General features: G+C 56.3%; 24 protein-coding genes and 1 tRNA gene. 22 read left to right on the top strand and 3 right to left on the bottom strand.

What is annotated here, in order from left to right; all coding sequences use genetic code 11:
- The first annotated feature begins 11 nt into the window (after window positions 1-11).
- The 9 genes from secY to AC097P_RS22540 all read left to right on the top strand — a co-directional run bounded on the left by secY (window position 12) and on the right by AC097P_RS22540 (window position 4950).
- Window positions 12-1322 (top strand): preprotein translocase subunit SecY, encoded by a 1311-nt coding sequence (gene secY / locus AC097P_RS22580; protein ID WP_479612692.1) that lies wholly within the window; start codon window positions 12-14, stop codon window positions 1320-1322.
- A 16-nt stretch (window positions 1323-1338) separates the two neighbouring features.
- Window positions 1339-1557, top strand: coding sequence for a translation initiation factor IF-1 (gene infA / locus AC097P_RS22575; protein WP_479612691.1), 219 nt, complete (start codon window positions 1339-1341; stop codon window positions 1555-1557).
- A gap of 60 nt (window positions 1558-1617) precedes the next feature.
- The gene (rpmJ, locus tag AC097P_RS22570) at window positions 1618-1731 is read left to right on the top strand and encodes a 50S ribosomal protein L36 (protein WP_012348927.1); all 114 of its coding nucleotides are present in this window, start codon (window positions 1618-1620) and stop codon (window positions 1729-1731) included.
- Between the two features lie 24 nt (window positions 1732-1755).
- On the top strand, window positions 1756-2121 hold the full coding sequence (gene rpsM, locus AC097P_RS22565) for a 30S ribosomal protein S13 (protein WP_114972516.1): 366 nt from the start codon (window positions 1756-1758) through the stop codon (window positions 2119-2121).
- Between the two features lie 19 nt (window positions 2122-2140).
- Window positions 2141-2545 carry a 30S ribosomal protein S11 gene (gene rpsK, locus AC097P_RS22560; protein ID WP_479612690.1) on the top strand — a complete coding sequence of 135 codons (405 nt, stop codon included), beginning with the start codon at window positions 2141-2143 and terminating at the stop codon, window positions 2543-2545.
- Between the two features lie 113 nt (window positions 2546-2658).
- Complete coding sequence (rpsD, locus tag AC097P_RS22555) at window positions 2659-3282, top strand: 30S ribosomal protein S4 (protein ID WP_295771026.1); 624 nt, start codon at window positions 2659-2661, stop codon at window positions 3280-3282.
- A 107-nt stretch (window positions 3283-3389) separates the two neighbouring features.
- Window positions 3390-4379, top strand: a complete 990-nt coding sequence (locus tag AC097P_RS22550) for a DNA-directed RNA polymerase subunit alpha (RefSeq protein ID WP_479612689.1) — start codon at window positions 3390-3392, stop codon at window positions 4377-4379.
- Between the two features lie 80 nt (window positions 4380-4459).
- On the top strand, window positions 4460-4855 hold the full coding sequence (gene rplQ, locus AC097P_RS22545) for a 50S ribosomal protein L17 (RefSeq protein WP_479612688.1): 396 nt from the start codon (window positions 4460-4462) through the stop codon (window positions 4853-4855).
- Between the two features lie 18 nt (window positions 4856-4873).
- A tRNA-Met gene (locus AC097P_RS22540) sits at window positions 4874-4950 on the top strand.
- Between the two features lie 57 nt (window positions 4951-5007).
- Here the strand turns inward: AC097P_RS22540 and AC097P_RS22535 are convergent.
- Window positions 5008-5193, bottom strand: coding sequence for a hypothetical protein (locus tag AC097P_RS22535; protein ID WP_479612687.1), 186 nt, complete (start codon window positions 5191-5193; stop codon window positions 5008-5010).
- A gap of 241 nt (window positions 5194-5434) precedes the next feature.
- Here AC097P_RS22535 and AC097P_RS22530 point away from each other — a divergent pair, with 241 nt between their 5' ends.
- Window positions 5435-6412: a serine/threonine protein kinase gene (locus AC097P_RS22530; RefSeq protein ID WP_479612686.1), complete on the top strand. Its 978-nt coding sequence runs from the start codon at window positions 5435-5437 to the stop codon at window positions 6410-6412.
- 13 nt (window positions 6413-6425) lie between these two features.
- On the top strand, window positions 6426-7577 hold the full coding sequence (locus AC097P_RS22525) for a hypothetical protein (RefSeq protein ID WP_479612685.1): 1152 nt from the start codon (window positions 6426-6428) through the stop codon (window positions 7575-7577).
- Here AC097P_RS22525 and AC097P_RS22520 read toward each other — a convergent pair.
- Window positions 7563-8249, bottom strand: a complete 687-nt coding sequence (locus tag AC097P_RS22520) for a hypothetical protein (protein ID WP_479612684.1) — start codon at window positions 8247-8249, stop codon at window positions 7563-7565. The genes AC097P_RS22525 and AC097P_RS22520 overlap by 15 nt on opposite strands.
- 347 nt (window positions 8250-8596) lie before the next feature.
- Complete coding sequence (locus AC097P_RS22515) at window positions 8597-8824, bottom strand: helix-turn-helix domain-containing protein (RefSeq protein ID WP_479612683.1); 228 nt, start codon at window positions 8822-8824, stop codon at window positions 8597-8599.
- A gap of 151 nt (window positions 8825-8975) precedes the next feature.
- Between AC097P_RS22515 and AC097P_RS22510 the strand changes: the two genes are divergently transcribed.
- The 11 genes from AC097P_RS22510 to AC097P_RS22460 form a co-directional block, all read left to right on the top strand.
- Complete coding sequence (locus AC097P_RS22510; protein ID WP_479612682.1) at window positions 8976-9245, top strand: hypothetical protein; 270 nt, start codon at window positions 8976-8978, stop codon at window positions 9243-9245.
- The gene (locus AC097P_RS22505; protein ID WP_479612681.1) at window positions 9238-10725 is read left to right on the top strand and encodes an Arm DNA-binding domain-containing protein; all 1488 of its coding nucleotides are present in this window, start codon (window positions 9238-9240) and stop codon (window positions 10723-10725) included. The genes AC097P_RS22510 and AC097P_RS22505 overlap by 8 nt, the downstream gene beginning before the upstream one ends.
- Before the next feature lie 367 nt (window positions 10726-11092).
- Complete coding sequence (locus tag AC097P_RS22500; RefSeq protein WP_479612680.1) at window positions 11093-11776, top strand: hypothetical protein; 684 nt, start codon at window positions 11093-11095, stop codon at window positions 11774-11776.
- Between the two features lie 4 nt (window positions 11777-11780).
- On the top strand, window positions 11781-12176 hold the full coding sequence (locus AC097P_RS22495) for a hypothetical protein (RefSeq protein ID WP_479612679.1): 396 nt from the start codon (window positions 11781-11783) through the stop codon (window positions 12174-12176).
- 11 nt (window positions 12177-12187) lie between these two features.
- Complete coding sequence (locus tag AC097P_RS22490) at window positions 12188-14482, top strand: AAA family ATPase (RefSeq protein ID WP_479612678.1); 2295 nt, start codon at window positions 12188-12190, stop codon at window positions 14480-14482.
- Window positions 14483-14647: 165 nt separating this feature from the next.
- Window positions 14648-15100 carry a hypothetical protein gene (locus AC097P_RS22485; protein WP_479612677.1) on the top strand — a complete coding sequence of 151 codons (453 nt, stop codon included), beginning with the start codon at window positions 14648-14650 and terminating at the stop codon, window positions 15098-15100.
- Complete coding sequence (locus AC097P_RS22480; RefSeq protein ID WP_479612676.1) at window positions 15090-15470, top strand: hypothetical protein; 381 nt, start codon at window positions 15090-15092, stop codon at window positions 15468-15470. Before AC097P_RS22485 ends, AC097P_RS22480 begins: the two co-directional genes overlap by 11 nt.
- 69 nt (window positions 15471-15539) lie before the next feature.
- Window positions 15540-15992: a hypothetical protein gene (locus AC097P_RS22475; protein WP_479612675.1), complete on the top strand. Its 453-nt coding sequence runs from the start codon at window positions 15540-15542 to the stop codon at window positions 15990-15992.
- An 81-nt stretch (window positions 15993-16073) separates the two neighbouring features.
- Window positions 16074-16403, top strand: coding sequence for a hypothetical protein (locus AC097P_RS22470; RefSeq protein ID WP_479612674.1), 330 nt, complete (start codon window positions 16074-16076; stop codon window positions 16401-16403).
- A gap of 101 nt (window positions 16404-16504) precedes the next feature.
- Entirely contained in the window at window positions 16505-17104 is a 600-nt protein-coding gene (locus tag AC097P_RS22465; protein WP_479612673.1) for an HAD family hydrolase, read from the top strand.
- 49 nt (window positions 17105-17153) lie between these two features.
- A partial coding sequence (locus tag AC097P_RS22460; protein WP_479612672.1) for a hypothetical protein occupies window positions 17154-17580 on the top strand: 427 nt, incomplete at its 3' end.

Raw genomic sequence — 17580 nt, 5'->3', positions numbered from 1 at the left:
GAGAAAACTCAGTGGCAACTAACGGCGCTCAAATAGCAAAGACGGACAAGTTTGGTGACTTGCGTCGTCGGCTGGTGTTTTTGTTGCTCGCACTGGTCGTGTACCGCGTTGGCGCACACATTCCAGTGCCTGGCATTGATCCCACGCAGTTGCAGCAGTTGTTCAAAGGCCAGCAGGGCGGTATCCTGAGCCTGTTCAACATGTTCTCAGGTGGCGCACTGTCGCGGTTTACGATTTTTGCGTTGGGGATCATGCCGTACATCTCGGCATCGATCATCATGCAATTGTTGACCTATGTGTTGCCAACTTTTGAGCAGATGAAGAAGGAAGGCGAGGGCGGTCGTCGCAAGATTACGCAGTACACGCGCTATGGCACCTTGGGTCTGGCGCTGTTCCAGTCGCTGGGTATCGCCTTGGCGCTGGAGTCCTCTGCTGGCTTGGTGATTTCGCCTGGATTTGGGTTCCGCATGACTTCGGTTGTGACGCTGACTGCTGGCACCATGTTTCTGATGTGGTTGGGTGAGCAGATCACTGAGCGCGGTTTGGGCAACGGTATTTCGATATTGATCTTTGGTGGTATTGCGGCAGGTTTGCCCAATGCCATCGGCGGACTGCTGGAGTTGGTGCGTACTGGTGCTATGAGCATCATCGTTGCACTGCTAGTGGTTGTGCTGGTTGCACTGGTCACGTATTTTGTGGTCTTTGTGGAGCGTGGCCAGCGGAAGATTTTGGTGAACTACGCTCGGCGTCAGGTCGGAAACAAGGTTTACGGCGGTCAATCCTCCCATCTGCCGTTGAAGCTGAATATGGCGGGTGTGATCCCTCCCATCTTCGCTTCTTCCATCATCTTGTTGCCCGCAACGGTTGCGAATTGGTTCAGCTCAGGTGACTCCATGCGCTGGTTGAAGGATATCTCCAGCACGCTGAGTCCCGGTCAGCCTGTATACGTAATGTTGTATGCCAGTGCTATCGTGTTTTTCTGCTTCTTCTACACCGCGCTGGTCTTCAACAGCAAGGAAACCGCAGATAACCTGAAGAAGAGCGGCGCGTTCATCCCCGGGATTCGTCCTGGTGACCAAACGGCGAAATATATTGATAAAATCTTGCTTCGCTTGACGCTGGCCGGTGCGATATACATCACTTTTGTGTGTCTGTTGCCAGAGTTTTTGATTCTCAAATACAACGTGCCGTTCTACTTCGGTGGAACCTCACTGTTGATTATTGTTGTGGTGACCATGGATTTCATGGCACAAGTTCAGAACTACATGATGTCCCAGCAGTATGAATCGCTATTGAAGAAGGCTAACTTCAAACCTTCGTGAGTGGTAGCGTGTTCATATGTCAAGGGATGACGTAATCCAGATGCAGGGTGAGGTGGTAGAAAACCTCCCCAAAGCGACATTTCGCGTCAGGCTGGAAAACGGTCATGTAGTGTTAGGACATATTTCCGGCAAGATGCGGATGCATTACATCCGAATCCTCCCCGGTGATAAGGTCACTGTCGAATTGACCCTGTACGACCTGAGTCGTGCGAGGATCGTGTTTAGAGCAAAGTAAATAGCGCATGTTCCGCGCGAATCAAAGTCGGAACGGGGCGAAGGGTTTTAGGAGAGAAATATGAAAGTTTCGGCTTCGGTCAAGAAAATTTGCCGCAACTGCAAAATCATCCGACGCAAAGGCGTTGTGCGCGTGATCTGTACAGATCCACGCCACAAGCAGCGTCAGGGTTAATTGCAAGAGTTTTAGAGGACGAAAATGGCACGTATCGCTGGCATCAACATTCCGCCGCAACAGCATTCCGAGATTGGCCTGACCGCCATTTTTGGTATCGGTCGCACTCGCGCTCGCAAGATTTGCGAAGCCTGCGGCATTGCATATTCCAAGAAAGTCAAAGATTTGACTGATTCTGATCTGGAGAAAATCCGTGATCAGATCGCTCAATTCACCATCGAAGGTGACTTGCGTCGTGAAACCACGATGAACATCAAGCGTTTGATGGACATTGGTTGCTACCGCGGATTCCGCCATCGCCGTGGATTGCCCATGCGCGGTCAGCGTACCCGTACAAACGCACGTACCCGCAAAGGCCCTCGTAAGGCTGCTGCGTCATTGAAGAAATAACAGGGATTGAGAGACCACCATGGCAAAAGCTCCCTCCAATAACGCAGCCCAGCGCGTTCGCAAAAAGGTCCGCAAGAATGTTGCGGACGGCATTGCACACGTGCACGCTTCGTTCAATAACACCATCATCACGATCACCGATCGCCAGGGCAATGCGTTGTCCTGGGCGTCTTCCGGTGGTCAAGGTTTCAAGGGCTCTCGCAAGTCCACTCCGTTTGCTGCCCAGGTAGCTTCCGAAGTGGCCGGCCGCGCAGCCTTGGACCAAGGCATCAAGAACCTTGACGTTGAAATCAAGGGTCCTGGTCCTGGCCGTGAATCTTCGGTTCGCGCGCTAGCAGCATTGGGTATTCGCATCAACATGATTGCTGATGTGACTCCCGTTCCACACAACGGTTGCCGCCCTCAAAAACGCCGCCGTATCTGATTGCTTTGCAATCAGTTGCCGTCGTATTTAGTTTTTAACAAGCCCACCGCCATCAGCAACCGCTGATGGCTCCCGCATTTTTAGTGCGGCAGATGACATAAAAGGAAGATCAAGTGGCACGCTACCTCGGCCCCAAGGCCAAACTCTCACGCCGTGAAGGCACCGACCTGTTCCTGAAGAGCGCCCGTCGCGCCATCGGTGACAAGGCCAAGTTCGACTCCAAGCCCGGCCAGCATGGCCGCACTTCGGGTGCTCGCACCTCCGACTACGGTCTCCAACTGCGCGAAAAGCAGAAGGTCAAGCGTATGTATGGCGTGCTGGAGCGCCAATTTCGCCGCTATTTCGAAGAAGCTGACCGCCGCAAGGGCAACACCGGTGCCAACCTGTTGTTCCTGTTGGAATCCCGTCTAGACAACGTCGTTTACCGTATGGGTTTTGGTTCGACACGTGCAGAAGCACGTCAGATGGTATCCCACAAGGCCATCACCGTGAATGGCAGCTCGGTCAATATTCCTTCGTACATGGTGAAGGCAGGTGATGTAGTCTCGGTGCGCGAAAAGTCCAAGAAGCAAAACCGTGTGGTCGAAGCTCTGCAATTGGCACAACAAGTCGGCATGCCTGCATGGGTTGAAGTCAACATTGAAAAGGCCGAAGGCACTTTCAAGACTGTACCGGACCGTGACCAGTTTGCTGCAGACATCAACGAATCGTTGATCGTCGAATTGTATTCACGCTAATCGCGTCTGAATTGTTGAAATCGTTCCTTGGCCGTGGGGCACTGCAGTCAAGGTGCTTCACCAGCCTTACCGACGTAACGAGTCGGGGGTATTGAGAGGAAGTCTGCATGCAAAACAGTTTGCTAAAACCAAAATCCATCAGTGTTGAGCAGCTTGGCACTAATCGTGCAAAGGTTGCTTTGGAGCCCTTTGAACGTGGCTATGGCCATACACTGGGTAACGCGCTTCGTCGCGTATTGTTGTCTTCCATGCCTGGTTTCGCGGCCACAGAAGTGACCATTGCCGGCGTGTTGCACGAGTACTCCTCTATCGATGGCGTCCAAGAAGACGTCGTCAACATTTTGCTGAACCTGAAGGGTGTTGTCTTCAAGTTGCATAACCGCGACGAAGTCACACTGAGCCTGCGCAAGGATGTTGAAGGTCTGGTGACAGCAGCCGACATCCAGACACCGCATGATGTGGAAATCATCAACCCCGGTCACGTCATCGCCAATCTGTCGCACGGCGGCAAATTGGATATGCAGATCAAGGTTGAAAAGGGTCGCGGCTATGTGCCCGGCACTATGCGCCGCCATGCGGATGAGCCTAACAAGTCAATCGGCCGCATCGTTTTGGACGCATCGTTCTCGCCTGTCAAGCGCGTGAGCTATACCGTCGAAAGCGCGCGTGTCGAGCAGCGTACCGATCTGGACAAGCTGGTTGTCGAAATCGAAACCAACGGTGCCATCACTGCTGAAGATGCAGTGCGCGCTTCGGCCAAGATTCTGGTGGAGCAACTGGCTGTGTTCGCACAGTTGGAAGGCAGCGAGTTGGCAGCGTTCGACGCGCCAGCACCACGCGGCAATACGCAATTCGATCCGATCTTGCTGCGTCCCGTGGACGAGCTGGAACTGACCGTGCGTTCCGCCAACTGCCTGAAGGCCGAAAACATCTATTACATCGGTGACCTGATCCAGCGCACCGAGAATGAGTTGCTCAAGACGCCTAACCTGGGTCGCAAGTCGCTCAACGAGATCAAGGAAGTTTTGGCTTCCCGCGGTCTGACACTGGGTATGAAGCTGGAAAGCTGGCCGCCCGCAGCGTTGGAAAAGCGCTAATTTATTAGAGCCCCTCGGGGTTCAACGCAAAGGGCAGTACCTGATACGGCTGCCCATTTAAAACTCAAAGGAAATTTACCATGCGTCACGGACACGGACTACGTAAACTCAACCGCACCAGCTCGCACCGCTTGGCGATGCTGCGCAACATGATGAACTCGCTGATCGAACACGAAGTCATCAAGACCACAGTGCCCAAGGCCAAGGAACTGCGTCGCGTGGTTGAGCCCATGATCACGTTGGCCAAGGAAGCTACCGTTGCCAACCGCCGCCTGGCGTTTGACCGCCTGCGCGACCGTGACAGCGTAACCAAGCTGTTCAACGATCTGGGACCCCGTTTCGCGGCCCGCCCAGGTGGCTACACCCGCATTCTGAAGATGGGTTTCCGCGTTGGCGACAATGCACCCATGGCTCTGGTTGAATTGGTTGATCGTCCCGATACAGCCGAAGTAAATCCTGAAACAGCTGCAGAATAAGCTATAATAGATACATACCGCGAGATGGAGCAGCCTGGTAGCTCGTTGGGCTCATAACCCAAAGGTCGGAGGTTCAAATCCTTCTCTCGCAACCAATCAGTAAGCGGTCTCCGCTGACAGTGAACGCCCACTCAATGTGGGCGTTTTGCTTTCTAGCCCAAAAATAGCCCGGCAGTAGCCCAGCCATAGCCCATCGTGGATTGGGGAATATTGAGTGTGACCGTTGGGTCATAGCCAGTCAAACTTTCAATAATGCTTGATGCTCCGCACTGGTCTATTGTGCTGCGGTCTGAATGCGCGATCAGACCGGCATTGGGGTTGCGCTTCGCGATAGCCATCTGCGAGGCCGCCCGCACCTGCGCTGCCGACATCTCGGAGCCATTGACCAGCTAACGATTCTGCGCAATATCAAGCCCAGTAGCGCGATCAGATGCAGCCGGCTGCTGCGCGTGCGGATATCGCCCGCCTACGTCGCGCGTTACGGAGCCTACTCCCTGCTATGGTATCTTCGGCTACACAAGATAGCCTGAGGCTTACTGCCGGGTTGTCGAAGAATCATAAGACCCAGGGAGGTGCGCTTTGCCAACCGATTCACCGCGACTGCGTGCTGAGCTCTCCGATTGCCTGCCGAGTCTCGTTCTCGACCGACCACTGGCCCCATCTGGGCAGCGCGTGGTGTACTTGGCGCGCTTCGACGACGCACTGATTCCTGAAGACGTTGAGGAGCCCACTGGTGATGACCCGGATGAGCATCCATTCCTTTACGGATGGCAGGCGTGGGGTAACGTGGTAGTCAAGGTCGTGTCCGGCGCCGATCCCGACACCATCGCGCGGTTGCAAGCTGAAGTGGACATTCTCGCCGCAGTGCGTCCCATCAACTTCCCAAAGCTGCTTTACGCCAACTTGTTCATCGACAACCCAGTCACCGATGAGCGCCTCGCTGAGCGGCTTTACGTGACCGTCGAGGAGTTCATTGAAGGCCACCCGCTGGGCGACATCTGCGATCAGTACCTAGGCGACGAGAAACGTATCTCGGAACTCGCCCTCGGAATCACTAACGCGTTGATGCCGTTGTGGGTGCATGCGCAGCGCTACGTGCATCGTGACATCAAACCGGCAAACGTGCTCATCCGCAGCACCGGTGAAGTAGTCGTCATCGACCTCGGCATTGTGCGAGAGACCGGCGCGCCAGGTTTGACCAAGACCGGCTATATCGCACCACACACTCCTGGCTACGCTGCCCCAGAGCAGCTTGCGGCAGACAAGTCGCTAATTTGCTTCAAAGCCGACTTCTTCGCCATCGGCGTCGTGATGTACCAGCTGATGTCCGGTGTCAAGCCTTTCCATTCCGACCCAAAGATGGATATGTGGGAAGTTCAAAACGCTACTCTTCGCCATGATCCGCAACCGCTGAATACGATGTCGAACGCATCGCAGGTCTTCTCGGACTTCGTCGTGAAGGCCATGCAGAAAGAGCAGTTCAAGCGTCATCGCACGCCCGACATCCTTGTCGAGGAACTGCAGGCGCTGTGCGGTCAATCCATAAAAAAGACCTAAAAGGAGGAAGCGTATGCCATTAGGACTGCTCCATCAAGTTGGACACAACGCTGTCTGGAATATCGAATCGTTCAAGAATGAGGGCTGTGGGGACGGTCTCATCCTGAGTCCGTTACATCAAGCGCAGCACACCGTAGAGAAATTGGAGCCAGCCACCCGCGCTGCTTCACTCTTCGATCCCCAGTTCTACTTGCCAAACTCGCGCAAGGTCAAACTCCTGTCGTATCCCTTCTTCCCAGAGCAAGTTGAAGGGGGCTTCCAGACCGGAAGCTACGCGGAACACGCAGCACAAGTCGCGAGCGCTTGCGTCGACTTCCAAGTGCAACAGGGGTTTAGGAAGGTGGTTGTTCCTACTCGCTTCCTCGATGAGATGTATCCGGAATACTTCGAAATGCAAGGTGAGTTCTCCGTCAACTCGTTCATAGACGCCGCGGGCAACAATAGACCGCTATGTCTCTCACTGGCGGTCAAGGCATCCATGATTCGTCACCCCAGCTGGCGGAAGATGCTGCTTGACTGGATCACCTCATTTCATCAAGTAGACGAGTTGTATCTGATGTACGAGCATGTGCGGGACACGAAGCAGATTCAAGACGCTGAATTTCTCCGCGAGGCCCTACGGTTCTTTCGTGAGGTAATGGCCACGGGGCTAAAGTTGACAATCGGCTACACCAATACCGAAGGCATCTTGTATTCAACCATCGGCGATCCCAACATCACAATGGGGACCTTTGAGAACACTCGCATCTTCTCGGTCGACAAGTTCGTCGAGTCCGACGGTGAGCGCCGCGGTCCTAAGGCGCGCATCTACCTTGCAGGTCTGATGAACTGGGTGCAGTTTGAGGATGCTAAACGGATTCGAGATTACGCACCGGAGGTGTGGCGGCAGGTATACCTCGAGACTGATTGGGCAGAGCAAGCGCTCTCACAGCCCGTTGATCCCACGTTCAATCAACCGGCTCTCTATAAGCACTACTTCCTAAACATGCAGGCGCATGTGAACCAATTGCGTGGCATGACCTTAAATGAGCGGCGGACTTTCCTGCAGGGGCAAGTATCCGAGGCACTCAGGCTGTATCGCACGCTGGAGCCAAGAGTTCAATTGGAGCGACACGGTCAAGCTAGTCACTTAGCCGCGTGGCAAGATGCACTAAGTACGTTTTGAGAGCTGGCGCCGAACAACGGTCCTAGCCGCCAATACCGCCTGGGCTTGCCAACGCTTGGTAGGGCTCATGGGACCGACACAAGCTGCAGTTTGGTGAATAAACAGACCCAGCTTACGGTCCATTGAAGCGAGCCCCACGCCGACAGCTTGGAAGCGATCCAACTGTGCTAGAGCCGGCCGGACACACGCATGGTCAAGGACAACCCATGACTCGTCGGCGAATTGCAGGTTTCTGTAAGCCTGCACCAGCACTCGCCGCCATTCGCTGAGCTTGGCCTCAACAGCAATAACCCTCTCAAAGGGTAGCGTCGCGATGGTTGTCAATGAAAGGGTTTTCGAGGTGCCAGACACAAGCCCGGCGGCAGCCATTTGAGCGAGCACCCGCTGCGCACTGCTTTCCGTGGTCCCTAGCGAACTAGCCAGGCTTTCACGCGAAGTGATTGCGGCGGCAACATCATGATTAAGTAGGATCGCCAGCCGCGGTGTAGTACTCGCTAGCGCTAGGAGCGCCTTGGTGCTGCCCGCTGCCCTCTTAGCCAAGACCAGGTCGGCAATGCCGACGCCAGCGTCAACTTCTAGCTCTATCCGATACTCCCGTCTGCGCGCGCGATTGACGCACACAACGATAGCCTTGACCAATTGCGCTTCTGATTCAAACCCCACGCTCTTCAAGTTGGCAGTTCTTTCTGTGTTTTGTTTCGAGTCGGACCACGATGCAATATCGATGGTTCCACTGCGGTGGGGGACTATAGCGCGATTGCCACACCGCAGCCTGGATCTTTCGGCAAACCGACTTTTGCATTTCAGAGTGTCGCCACAGTTAAGGTGTGACGCCCATCCGCCGCTGATGATCGTGGCACGAATGGCGCGCCAGCCCGGCGGGGCATCCAACAATCCTTAGCTGACCCAGTCAATCAGGTCCCCTCAGCTTCTGCTTGAAGACCCGGGTCTGGCCCAGTCGCAAGGCGAAAAACCAGTTCCTCTAGTCTCTCTCTATAGTGAATCAAACACTAGCCACCTCAGGGTCGAACTGTGGGCGAGTCTTCTGGTGCGGTGCGCTCTAACAGCTCTGGCAAATCTATTTGGAAGTAGTCGCAAAGCTGATCCAGCACTTCCAACTCAATCCGTTCCGCAGTCTCATAGTACATGCGCGTAAGCGTGCCGCGGTTGATGCCGGTATCCCTGGCAACGTCGCTAATTTTTAGCTTTCGCTCGCCAAGCAAACGGGCGAAGTGGCAACGTATCATGATCTTATTTTAAATAAAATGATCTTCAGAAGGCCAATTTGACTTGAAATTTCGCAAATCCCATGCATAATGATCTTTGGGAGATTAAATTTCATCAAATCGGTGGAAGATGATCTTCCAGTGTAACGTTTTACGCAATGGAGATCCACTTATGCAAACAGTTAATGAACACGGGAAAGACCCGACCTACCTGACCACTGACGAACTTGCGGTCCGGATCAAGTACGACGTGCGCACCATTCGGGAGCGGCTAAAAGACAGTGTCTTGCTGGAGGGTGTGCATTACTTTCGCCCATTTGGAGGTCGCAAGATTCTGTACGTATGGGAGACTATACAAAGAGACATGAAGGGTATGGCGGTTTCCCAATCCTCCTTGATGGCAGGCATCCCGATGGCCAATGGGAGCATGTTGCATGCCTAGTATCCGAGTACACAAGCCCAATGGGGCTCTGTTTTTCGACTTCCGGTACATGGATGATCGGTGCAGGGAATATACCTTGCTCCCCGAAACGCCTACCAACCGCAAGAAGCTCGAAAAAATTCTGGCCAAGATCGAATCCGAGATCGCTGCAGGAACCTTCGTCTACGCCAACTACTTTCCCAACAGCAAGGCACTGAAACGCCTAGCCAAGGTAATCGAAAGCGCCGCCACTCCTACAGAGACTGCTCTGAACATTGACCAATTCGTCAATGGCAAGTTGGAAACGGTGAGCATGGGCGTGGAGCCCCTGTTCAAAGACTTCGCCACACAGTGGGTAGACGAGCGCAGCATCGAATGGCGCCGCAGCCATATCAAGTCGTTGCTGTCCACGTTAAACGGCCGCCTTGTCCCCAACTTCGGGGCCAAGGTGGTCGGCAGCATCACCAAGTCTGATGTTCTTGAATTCCGCGCCACACTCGCCAAAGTTAAAGGTCGCGGAGAGCAAATTGGACTCTCACCCAAGCGGATCAATGAAATCATGGGTCTGCTACGCCAGATCCTGAACGAAGCCGCCGACCGATTTGAGTTTACGTCACCCATGACCAATATCAAAAAACTGCGTCAGCGTAAAACCGATGTGGATCCGTTTAACCTGGTCGACGTGCAGCGCATCATTGCAACCGCACGCGCCGACTACAAAAGCTACTTCACCACGCGCTTCCTGACCGGCATGCGCACCGGCGAAGTCCATGGCCTCAAATGGAAATACGTGGATTTCGATCTACGTATCATCCGTGTCCGCGAAACCTTTGTGTTGGGTGAAGACGAGTACACCAAGACGGATGGCAGCCAGCGTGACATTCAAATGAGCCAACCCGTCTTCGATGCGCTGAAGTCGCAGTTCGAAGCGACCGGTAAACAGTCTGAGTACGTCTTCTGCAACCTGACCGGACAACCACTGGATAACAAAAACTTCTCTGACCGGGTCTGGTATCCGCTGTTACGCCACTTGGGCCTGACTGCTCGGCGTCCATACCAGATGCGCCATACCGCGGCAACGTTGTGGCTTGCCTCCGGCGAAGCACCCGAGTGGATTGCCCGACAGCTGGGACATACCAGCACGGAGATGCTATTCCGCGTTTACAGCCGTTACGTACCGAACCTCACCCGCCAGGACGGATCAGCCATGGAGCGCCTGCTGGCCAGTCAAATGGCGCAAGGGCCACTGATTGAGCAAAAGCTGCCGGGCAGCAATACCACCATCTATGTCCCCGCCAAGGAAGCTACGCCTCAACCCGTGCCCAAACTGCGTGGCATGCACCACCCAAGCTATACACGCACAGGCGGAGCGGTAAGTGATAGATCCAACAACCACCGCGACGAGGGTGGCATGGGCTCCAACGAAGACGCCCAACCACCACCCCCGCAGTGGGTGTCTCCGTTGCGAGCATGGATGCAAGCGCATCCCCCATGCAACTGAGCTAACCGCTAAAACTCCGCCAATTTCCACAAACCCTGGAGCCTGCAAGTGTGCAGACCCAGGGTCAGGGAAAAGCTTTGCCCAAAACACTGCAAATAGCCACTTGCGCAAAACGAACTCTCTGATAGCTTGAACTGAAGACACCAAGGAATACACGCAAATGACCCGCACACCACCGCCCATGCCGGCAGTCCATCCACCGTAGTGCTGTTGCCCGGCTGCGCTTCCGTCTAACCGCGGGCGGCAGCAGCCCACGACACCCGAGCCACCACCCTAAACCCTGGCCACTTCAAATCCGATCCGCGTCGGGTTAGGGGAGAGCTTTGCCTAAAACTTCATCAGCACCTTTAAACACCAGGCCCCTTTTATGAAAACCACACCTACCTCCGTCACTACTTCCTTCAATAAGATCGCGGCCCTGAATGCGCTGGCCTTGCTGAACCCGCAGCATTACCCGCGCCCCTTCGCCCAGAAGGTGCCGCGCCAGCCACAGGACCGCCCCCCGGTGCGCAAAGTGGAGGATGTCGTGGAGCTGGTCGTTGGTATCGATCCCCAAGTTCTGATCCGCCGCGCCATCAATCTGGTTCAAGACAGCAAGCTGCGCGACTTCATCCGCAGCGTGATGCAGGAGCGGGACGTCAACCGGGTGTTGACACTACTGTGCGCGGAGGGCCCGAAGCTCCAGCGACTTCCCATTGACCGCCTGCGTGCAGTCGCGCAAGCCGGCAGCAAGCGGGCCTTTGCCGGACCGCGGACACAAGACACTCTGTATGTCGCCATCCTGGTCTCCGGCATCGAACTGCTGCTGGGCAAGACCGTAGAAGCACCATACTCGTCCCGGGATGTGATTTGCTCGGTGGCACGCGATGCCATGCGCAAGCTAGCCAACCAGGATGAGGTGTTGGCGTCCAACCTGCGCAACTGCCTGGGCTGGGGTAACGAAGACGAGATGGTGGACATCACGGTGCAATGCCTGCAGCAGCGGGTCTTGATGGCGGTCATGGAACTACGCAACCGCTTGGCGCTCCGCCAAACAAACGGCCAACGCTAACCGTATGAAACCCCACTTCGCATTCAAGTTCGCCAACTCCAGCACGGCGCTCAAGGACATCCACGATGTCCGGTTTGAACACGACCCGTCACAAGATTGCCCAAAGCCTGGCCCACGCGTTGGCCCACGCCAAGGCAAGCCCTTGCACGCCTTCTTCACGCAAGGCATGCAGATCGTGGGTGTCCCGCCAGAGCTGGTCGCCATCCTGGGTCGCCAGGCCATCGCCAGTCTGAACGGAGGCGTCAATTTCGGCGATGTTGGCAAACCGGTGGGCAGTGCTAAAGGCACCAACAGCGGCGACAAGGACGCGCGCCTCATCACCTCGGTCCACATCGAAACCCCGCAAGCCATCTACCTGCTTCGTATCGAAAACCAGGTCTACATGGCCATGCCGCAATAAAGGAACCACCCATGTCAATATTCGAATTGTCAGATGACGGATCCCTCGGTCGCAGCCGCACCCGCGTACAGGAGGACTGGACAGGTCCCACCGCCACCCCCGCACGACTGGCTTACCGCGGTCGACTGGTCTGCTGGACTCTGCGCATCCTGCGGGGTGCTGGTGGCATGCCCGCATATTGTGAGCCGGGTAGCCCCCGCATGGGCGTGCTGGCCGACCTGCTCAACGTTCCTTCGCTTGCTGATCCAGCCTCCAGGGTGCAGGACGTGCAGCAGGCCTTGCAGGGCGCCTTCGAGTTGACCCAGACCATGGTTCTGGCGGATTGCCTCACCGTGCCGGCGGACGACTGCAGCATGCTGCACACCATCCAATGGCTGGCTGACAGCGCCGGTCTGGATGGCGTAGAGCACGAGATCTTCGAGTTTGCGGTCGCCATGCGGGCCTTTCGGCCCCTGCGCTTGGCCGTTGCCACCTGGGGCGAAATCGGAATCGCAGAGTTGCCCCAAGCCTTTAGTGCCCTATTGAACCGCCCCCTATCGGAGGTTACTCCGGCCCTGCTGCGCGATAGCCGGCTGCTGCGTTGTGGACTGGTGGCGGTGAACCCCCATGGTGACTACACGCTGGAGCGGCTACTTAAAGTACCGCGGGTGCTGGGGCAGCGCATCCCCGTCCATGAAGACCATCCCGGCCTGATCCTGTCCAATTTGGTGGTACCCCTGGTCCCACCCACACTGGGCCTTCAGGATTTCCAGCACATGCAGCTGGACAACCAACTCGCCCGTGCCTGGCTGGCTGGGGCCTTGAACGCTTCCAAGGCCTTCGCGGCCAAGGCTGGCAGTGACGCTGGTACGCTTGCTTTGCAAACACCGGCCCACCGCGGTACCCACCTCCTGGTGAGCGGCCCGCCTGGATTGGGTAAGACCGAGTGGGTTCGGGCGCTGCTGACGGAGTTCAGTGCCATCACTGCGGTGAGCGCGATGGAACTGGTGGTGCTGGATGAAGGCGGCACCGCCCTCAGCGGTGAGGACCGGCTCAGCCACTTGCGGCTGACCTTGAGTATGCTGCGCAACACGGCCGGGGGTGTCATCGTCTTTGACGAGGCGGACGATGTGTTTCGCGCAGGGGGAGACTCTGCCACCCTAGGTGGTGATCCATCTGCGGTGACCATGGCCAACCACCGGGCCAGTCTGAACCGGCTGATCGAAGACAGCCGCATCCCGGTGATCTGGATCATGAACCATCCGGATATCCTGGATCCCGCCGTCATGCGCCGTTTCGATACGGTGATCGCCTTTGGGGCAATGCCACGCTCGGTGCGCCTAGCAATGCTGCAGAAACGCCTGGGACGCACAGCGGACGCGGCAGAACTTGCCCGCTGGGCTGACGTGTCAACCTTGACGCCGGCCTTGATCGACCGCCTGGCGGTGGTCGTGGAACGTGCCCATGGGGCGGGTCATCCTATGGACTGGGACAACTGTCGCCACTGGCTGTGCAGCCGTTTGCCGGGCAAACACACAAGCCGTCTGAAGCGTCCTGCCGCCCGGTTGCAATGGGATGCGAATTCCGTCCAGGCCAGTGAAGACCTGCTGGCGCTCGCAGCGGGCATGTGTCGTTGTGGCTCGGCTCGCGTTCTTCTGTACGGGGAGGCGGGTACCGGTAAAACAGCATACGCCCATGCCTTGGCCAGGTTGCTGGACAAGCCCTTACTGGAGAAGCGCGCCTCCGATCTGCTGTCACCCTGGGTGGGGGAAACCGAGCAGCGCATCGACCAGGCTTTTGAATCTGCAGTTAACAACGACGCAGTCTTGTTCATCGACGAGGCCGACAGCCTGCTGGCCAGCCGGGATCATGCGGTCCGCAATTGGGAGGTCTCCCAGGTCAACGAGCTGCTGGAGCAATTGAGCGACTTTGACGGCATCGTGGTGCTGGCCACCAACCGGCTGGACGCATTGGATGGCGCCGTGCTGCGCCGCATGGACGCCAAGATCCGGTTTGATGTGTTGACGCCCGCTCAATTGCGCCAGGGCTTCAGCAAGTTGTGCGAGGCCATCGACGTAGTACCCGGCGATGAGAAGCTGACGGCCGCATCCCGTTTGAAGGGGCTAACCCCCGGCGACTTTGCCTGCGTGCAGCGACGCCTGGCCTTTGCGCCCATAGACACACCCACGCACGTTGACCGAAGCGAGAAGCTGCTGTTTCTCCTGCGAGAAGAACTGCGGCTCAAGAACCAGGGTAGCCAGCCTATGGGCTTCTATCAGGCGCTTGAGGACGACGGGGACGGGCAGGGCTTCCCGATCCAGCTATGAATAGACGCGCGCCAACCTGGAACCCCCAAATGCATCCGCCGTAGCGCGGACCGCTGGCCTGTTGAAACCATGCCAGCCACTGCTGGAATAACCCGTCGCAACCCTCTGAGGCCTATCTCAAGCAGGTCGGGGGAGGGCTTTGTCAAAACATTTACGAACACGACTATGACGACCAAAAAGACCACCACCAAAACCGTAAAGGCCTCACCGCCGCGCCACAAAAAGCCGGCTGTGACCCTATCACTTCCATCCCGTACTGGACCTGAAAATGTGTCCCAACCGCTACGAGCCCAACTCCCCCAACCCAGCGCCGCCATGGTGCACGACCTTGCAGGATTCGCGATGCTGGCTTTACCAGCGCCGCTTCGAGCCATCATCGGCGAGACAGCGCTACTGAAAAGCGCACGCGAACTCGAGGACCAAGAACTGCTGCTGATCGTGCGGGACAAGGGTGTTGTGGCCTATGTGCATCTGCAACTCATGGTCAAGGAACTGGAGACCCCGGTGCAAGACTGGGGCTCAGGTCGAATGTTCCTTAAAGACATCGCAGGCAAGACTGCACCTGCCAAAACCAGCGGACCCAAGCCGTTGCGCGGAAAGAAGTCCCATGGCAAATGATCTGAACGATGTGAAACCTAACACCCGAGTCGATCGTGTGATCAAACATACGCAGGACTTCGTCGTCATCACCATGGTGGTGTTGATTGCGTTGGGCACGCTGTGCCTTTCTGTAGTGGGCGTTGCAGCGTACTTCTTGGACCATGGAACTAACAGCACTGTCCAGTCGGTTCAACCGGCGGGACGTGTGATGGCAGTGACGCAGACCGGCGGATGGCTGACCCGCTCCTTGGTAGAGACCGATCAGGGCTTCTATTCCTTGTGCGATGGAGCCAGCCTCAAGAAGTTGGAGGACCTCACGCTGGAGACCCGTGGCAATAACCGGCGTTACCTTTGCACTGCGCAGCATCAGTGCGTGCAGCTGATGTGACACCGGGCCCTGCAGCCCATGACAAAGAGCGAACCCATCTAACCATAACCCATTGAACAGGAGCAATCGATGAAGAACCACACATCAGAAACTACCGGAACATCAAAGCCCAGATGTTGTTCCGCAGAGGATCTCATCGACTACCTCGCTGAAGATGACTGTGAGCCGGGCGATCAGAGTACAGGTAAAAGACCGAATGCGTCCTTTCTGTCGGACGCGATCCTGGTCCTGTTTGCTTCCGCCTTACTGGGTGTGATGCTGAGTACGCCTTTCGTGCTTTGGGTGATACGCCACTGGGACGATTCCACTGTACCCGTCGTGCAAGGCACGGTGCAACGCATCCTCTTTGTTGGCAACCTCGGCATCGACTCCCAGATCGACACCGAACAGCACAGCTTCATCGTGCATGGGATTACAAAGTTGCAAAAGGGCACCCGCGTCGAAACCCGCAAAGGCCAATGGTCCAATGCACTGTGTGACCGCGACAGTGCCTTGTGCGAAGACATGGTGCGGGATGATTGATGCCAGGCCCAGCGCTACCCGAGCCACAAAAATTGATCAGCCCTCACTCCACCTCCGCCCCTCCAACTATCCCACCCCCCCATGCAAACCCCGGTGACGGACATGATCCGCTGGAGCGTGCTCCAAGCAAAGGACAAGCACGGCACACGCACCCGTCACCTGGTGGGGCGGGTGCATGGTCATGGGCGAATGACTACGCCAATTGTTCAGTTGGATCTGGATGCACTATGCGCGGTTTCGGAGTCGGGGAGGGTGTATCGCTTGGCGGGGCCGCCCATCCCCGACCCGGATGCGCGGTATGTCTTCTCAAGCTGGGTGCGGGTGTCCAGTCGTACCCAGGAAAAAGATATGACGCGCGCCTTCCTGCGGTTGCGCGCCATGCGGGGCTTCACCCGTCTGAAGCCTTGGTAGTGGGTGCGAAGCCAACTTAAGCAGGCGTTGTGTCCGACATGCTTACTGACGGTCAAGCGCTCGCAAGAGAAAATCTAAAAATTGAATGAAAGTGGTGATGTATGAATCAAAAGATCATTGCAATTGATGCCGACGGTGTCCTGCTGGACTACAACCTCGCCTATGCCAGCGCATGGGAGCGTGCGTTCGGTGTCTATCCCAAGGAGAGGGATCCCGACGCTTACTGGGCACTAGATCGATGGAATGTACAGAGGGTTGAGGGCGAGCAGCTGGCTCAGTTTCGCAGTGTGTTCGATACCCAATTCTGGGAGACCCTTCCAGCCATGGCCGGCGCATTGGACGCTTGCCACGTGCTACGCGCGGCGGGCTTCGAGTTGGTGTGTGTATCGGCGCTGCCAAAGGAGTTTGAGGCTGCCCGCCTAAAAAACCTGCGTGCACAGGGCTTCCCGATTGACAGGGTGATTGCAACGGACAAGGGTGGTGGCACCCAAAGTCCTAAGGCTGGTGCTTTGCTCGAACTGAAGCCGATCGCGTTTGTAGATGACTTCTTGCCGTATATGTCGGGTATTCATCTCGATATCCATCTCGCTTTGATTCTGCGTAACGAGACGGGCTCACCGAATACAGGCGAGGACCTGGACAAGGTCACTTCAACCCATCGGAGCTTGCTGGACTTTGCGCATTGGTGGGTCGGGCAATAGCGCAGTCGACGTTAGTCGGATGCACACACAACAATTTAGGAAGAACGCCATGGCAAACGAATTACCTGAGTCGGGAGCAGACAAACTAAGCATCGCGGGTGCCATACCTGAGGACTTTCCGCGGGATCCATTTCCTGCCGCCTTGCCAGGGGCACAGATCAAGTTTGTAGCCAGGGAGATAGATGGAAAGTATGTTGTTGGCCTGACTGATGCGGAGCGCAGGAAACGGTATGAGGCTTGCCTGGACCTTGTTGAGCAGCTTGTTCCTTATACGGAGAGGAAGCATCGGGAGATACCTCAGCTGACTATGGTGGAGCTATTGAATAAGTTTGACAGGGATATTAGGCTCAGGGACTGGGTGAATCGCCCCGGGTTTCGTGGAGGCCAGTTAGTTAAAGTGAAACCGGGGTTTCGGTCTTCTCGGCGAGTTGCCGATAGTAGTTTGCCTCAGCCTCGGCCGGTGGAATATACCCAAT

It is taken from the genome of Rhodoferax sp. ZS1R8, assembly GCF_056521325.1.
This window is presented reverse-complemented; position numbering and strand designations above follow the sequence as displayed.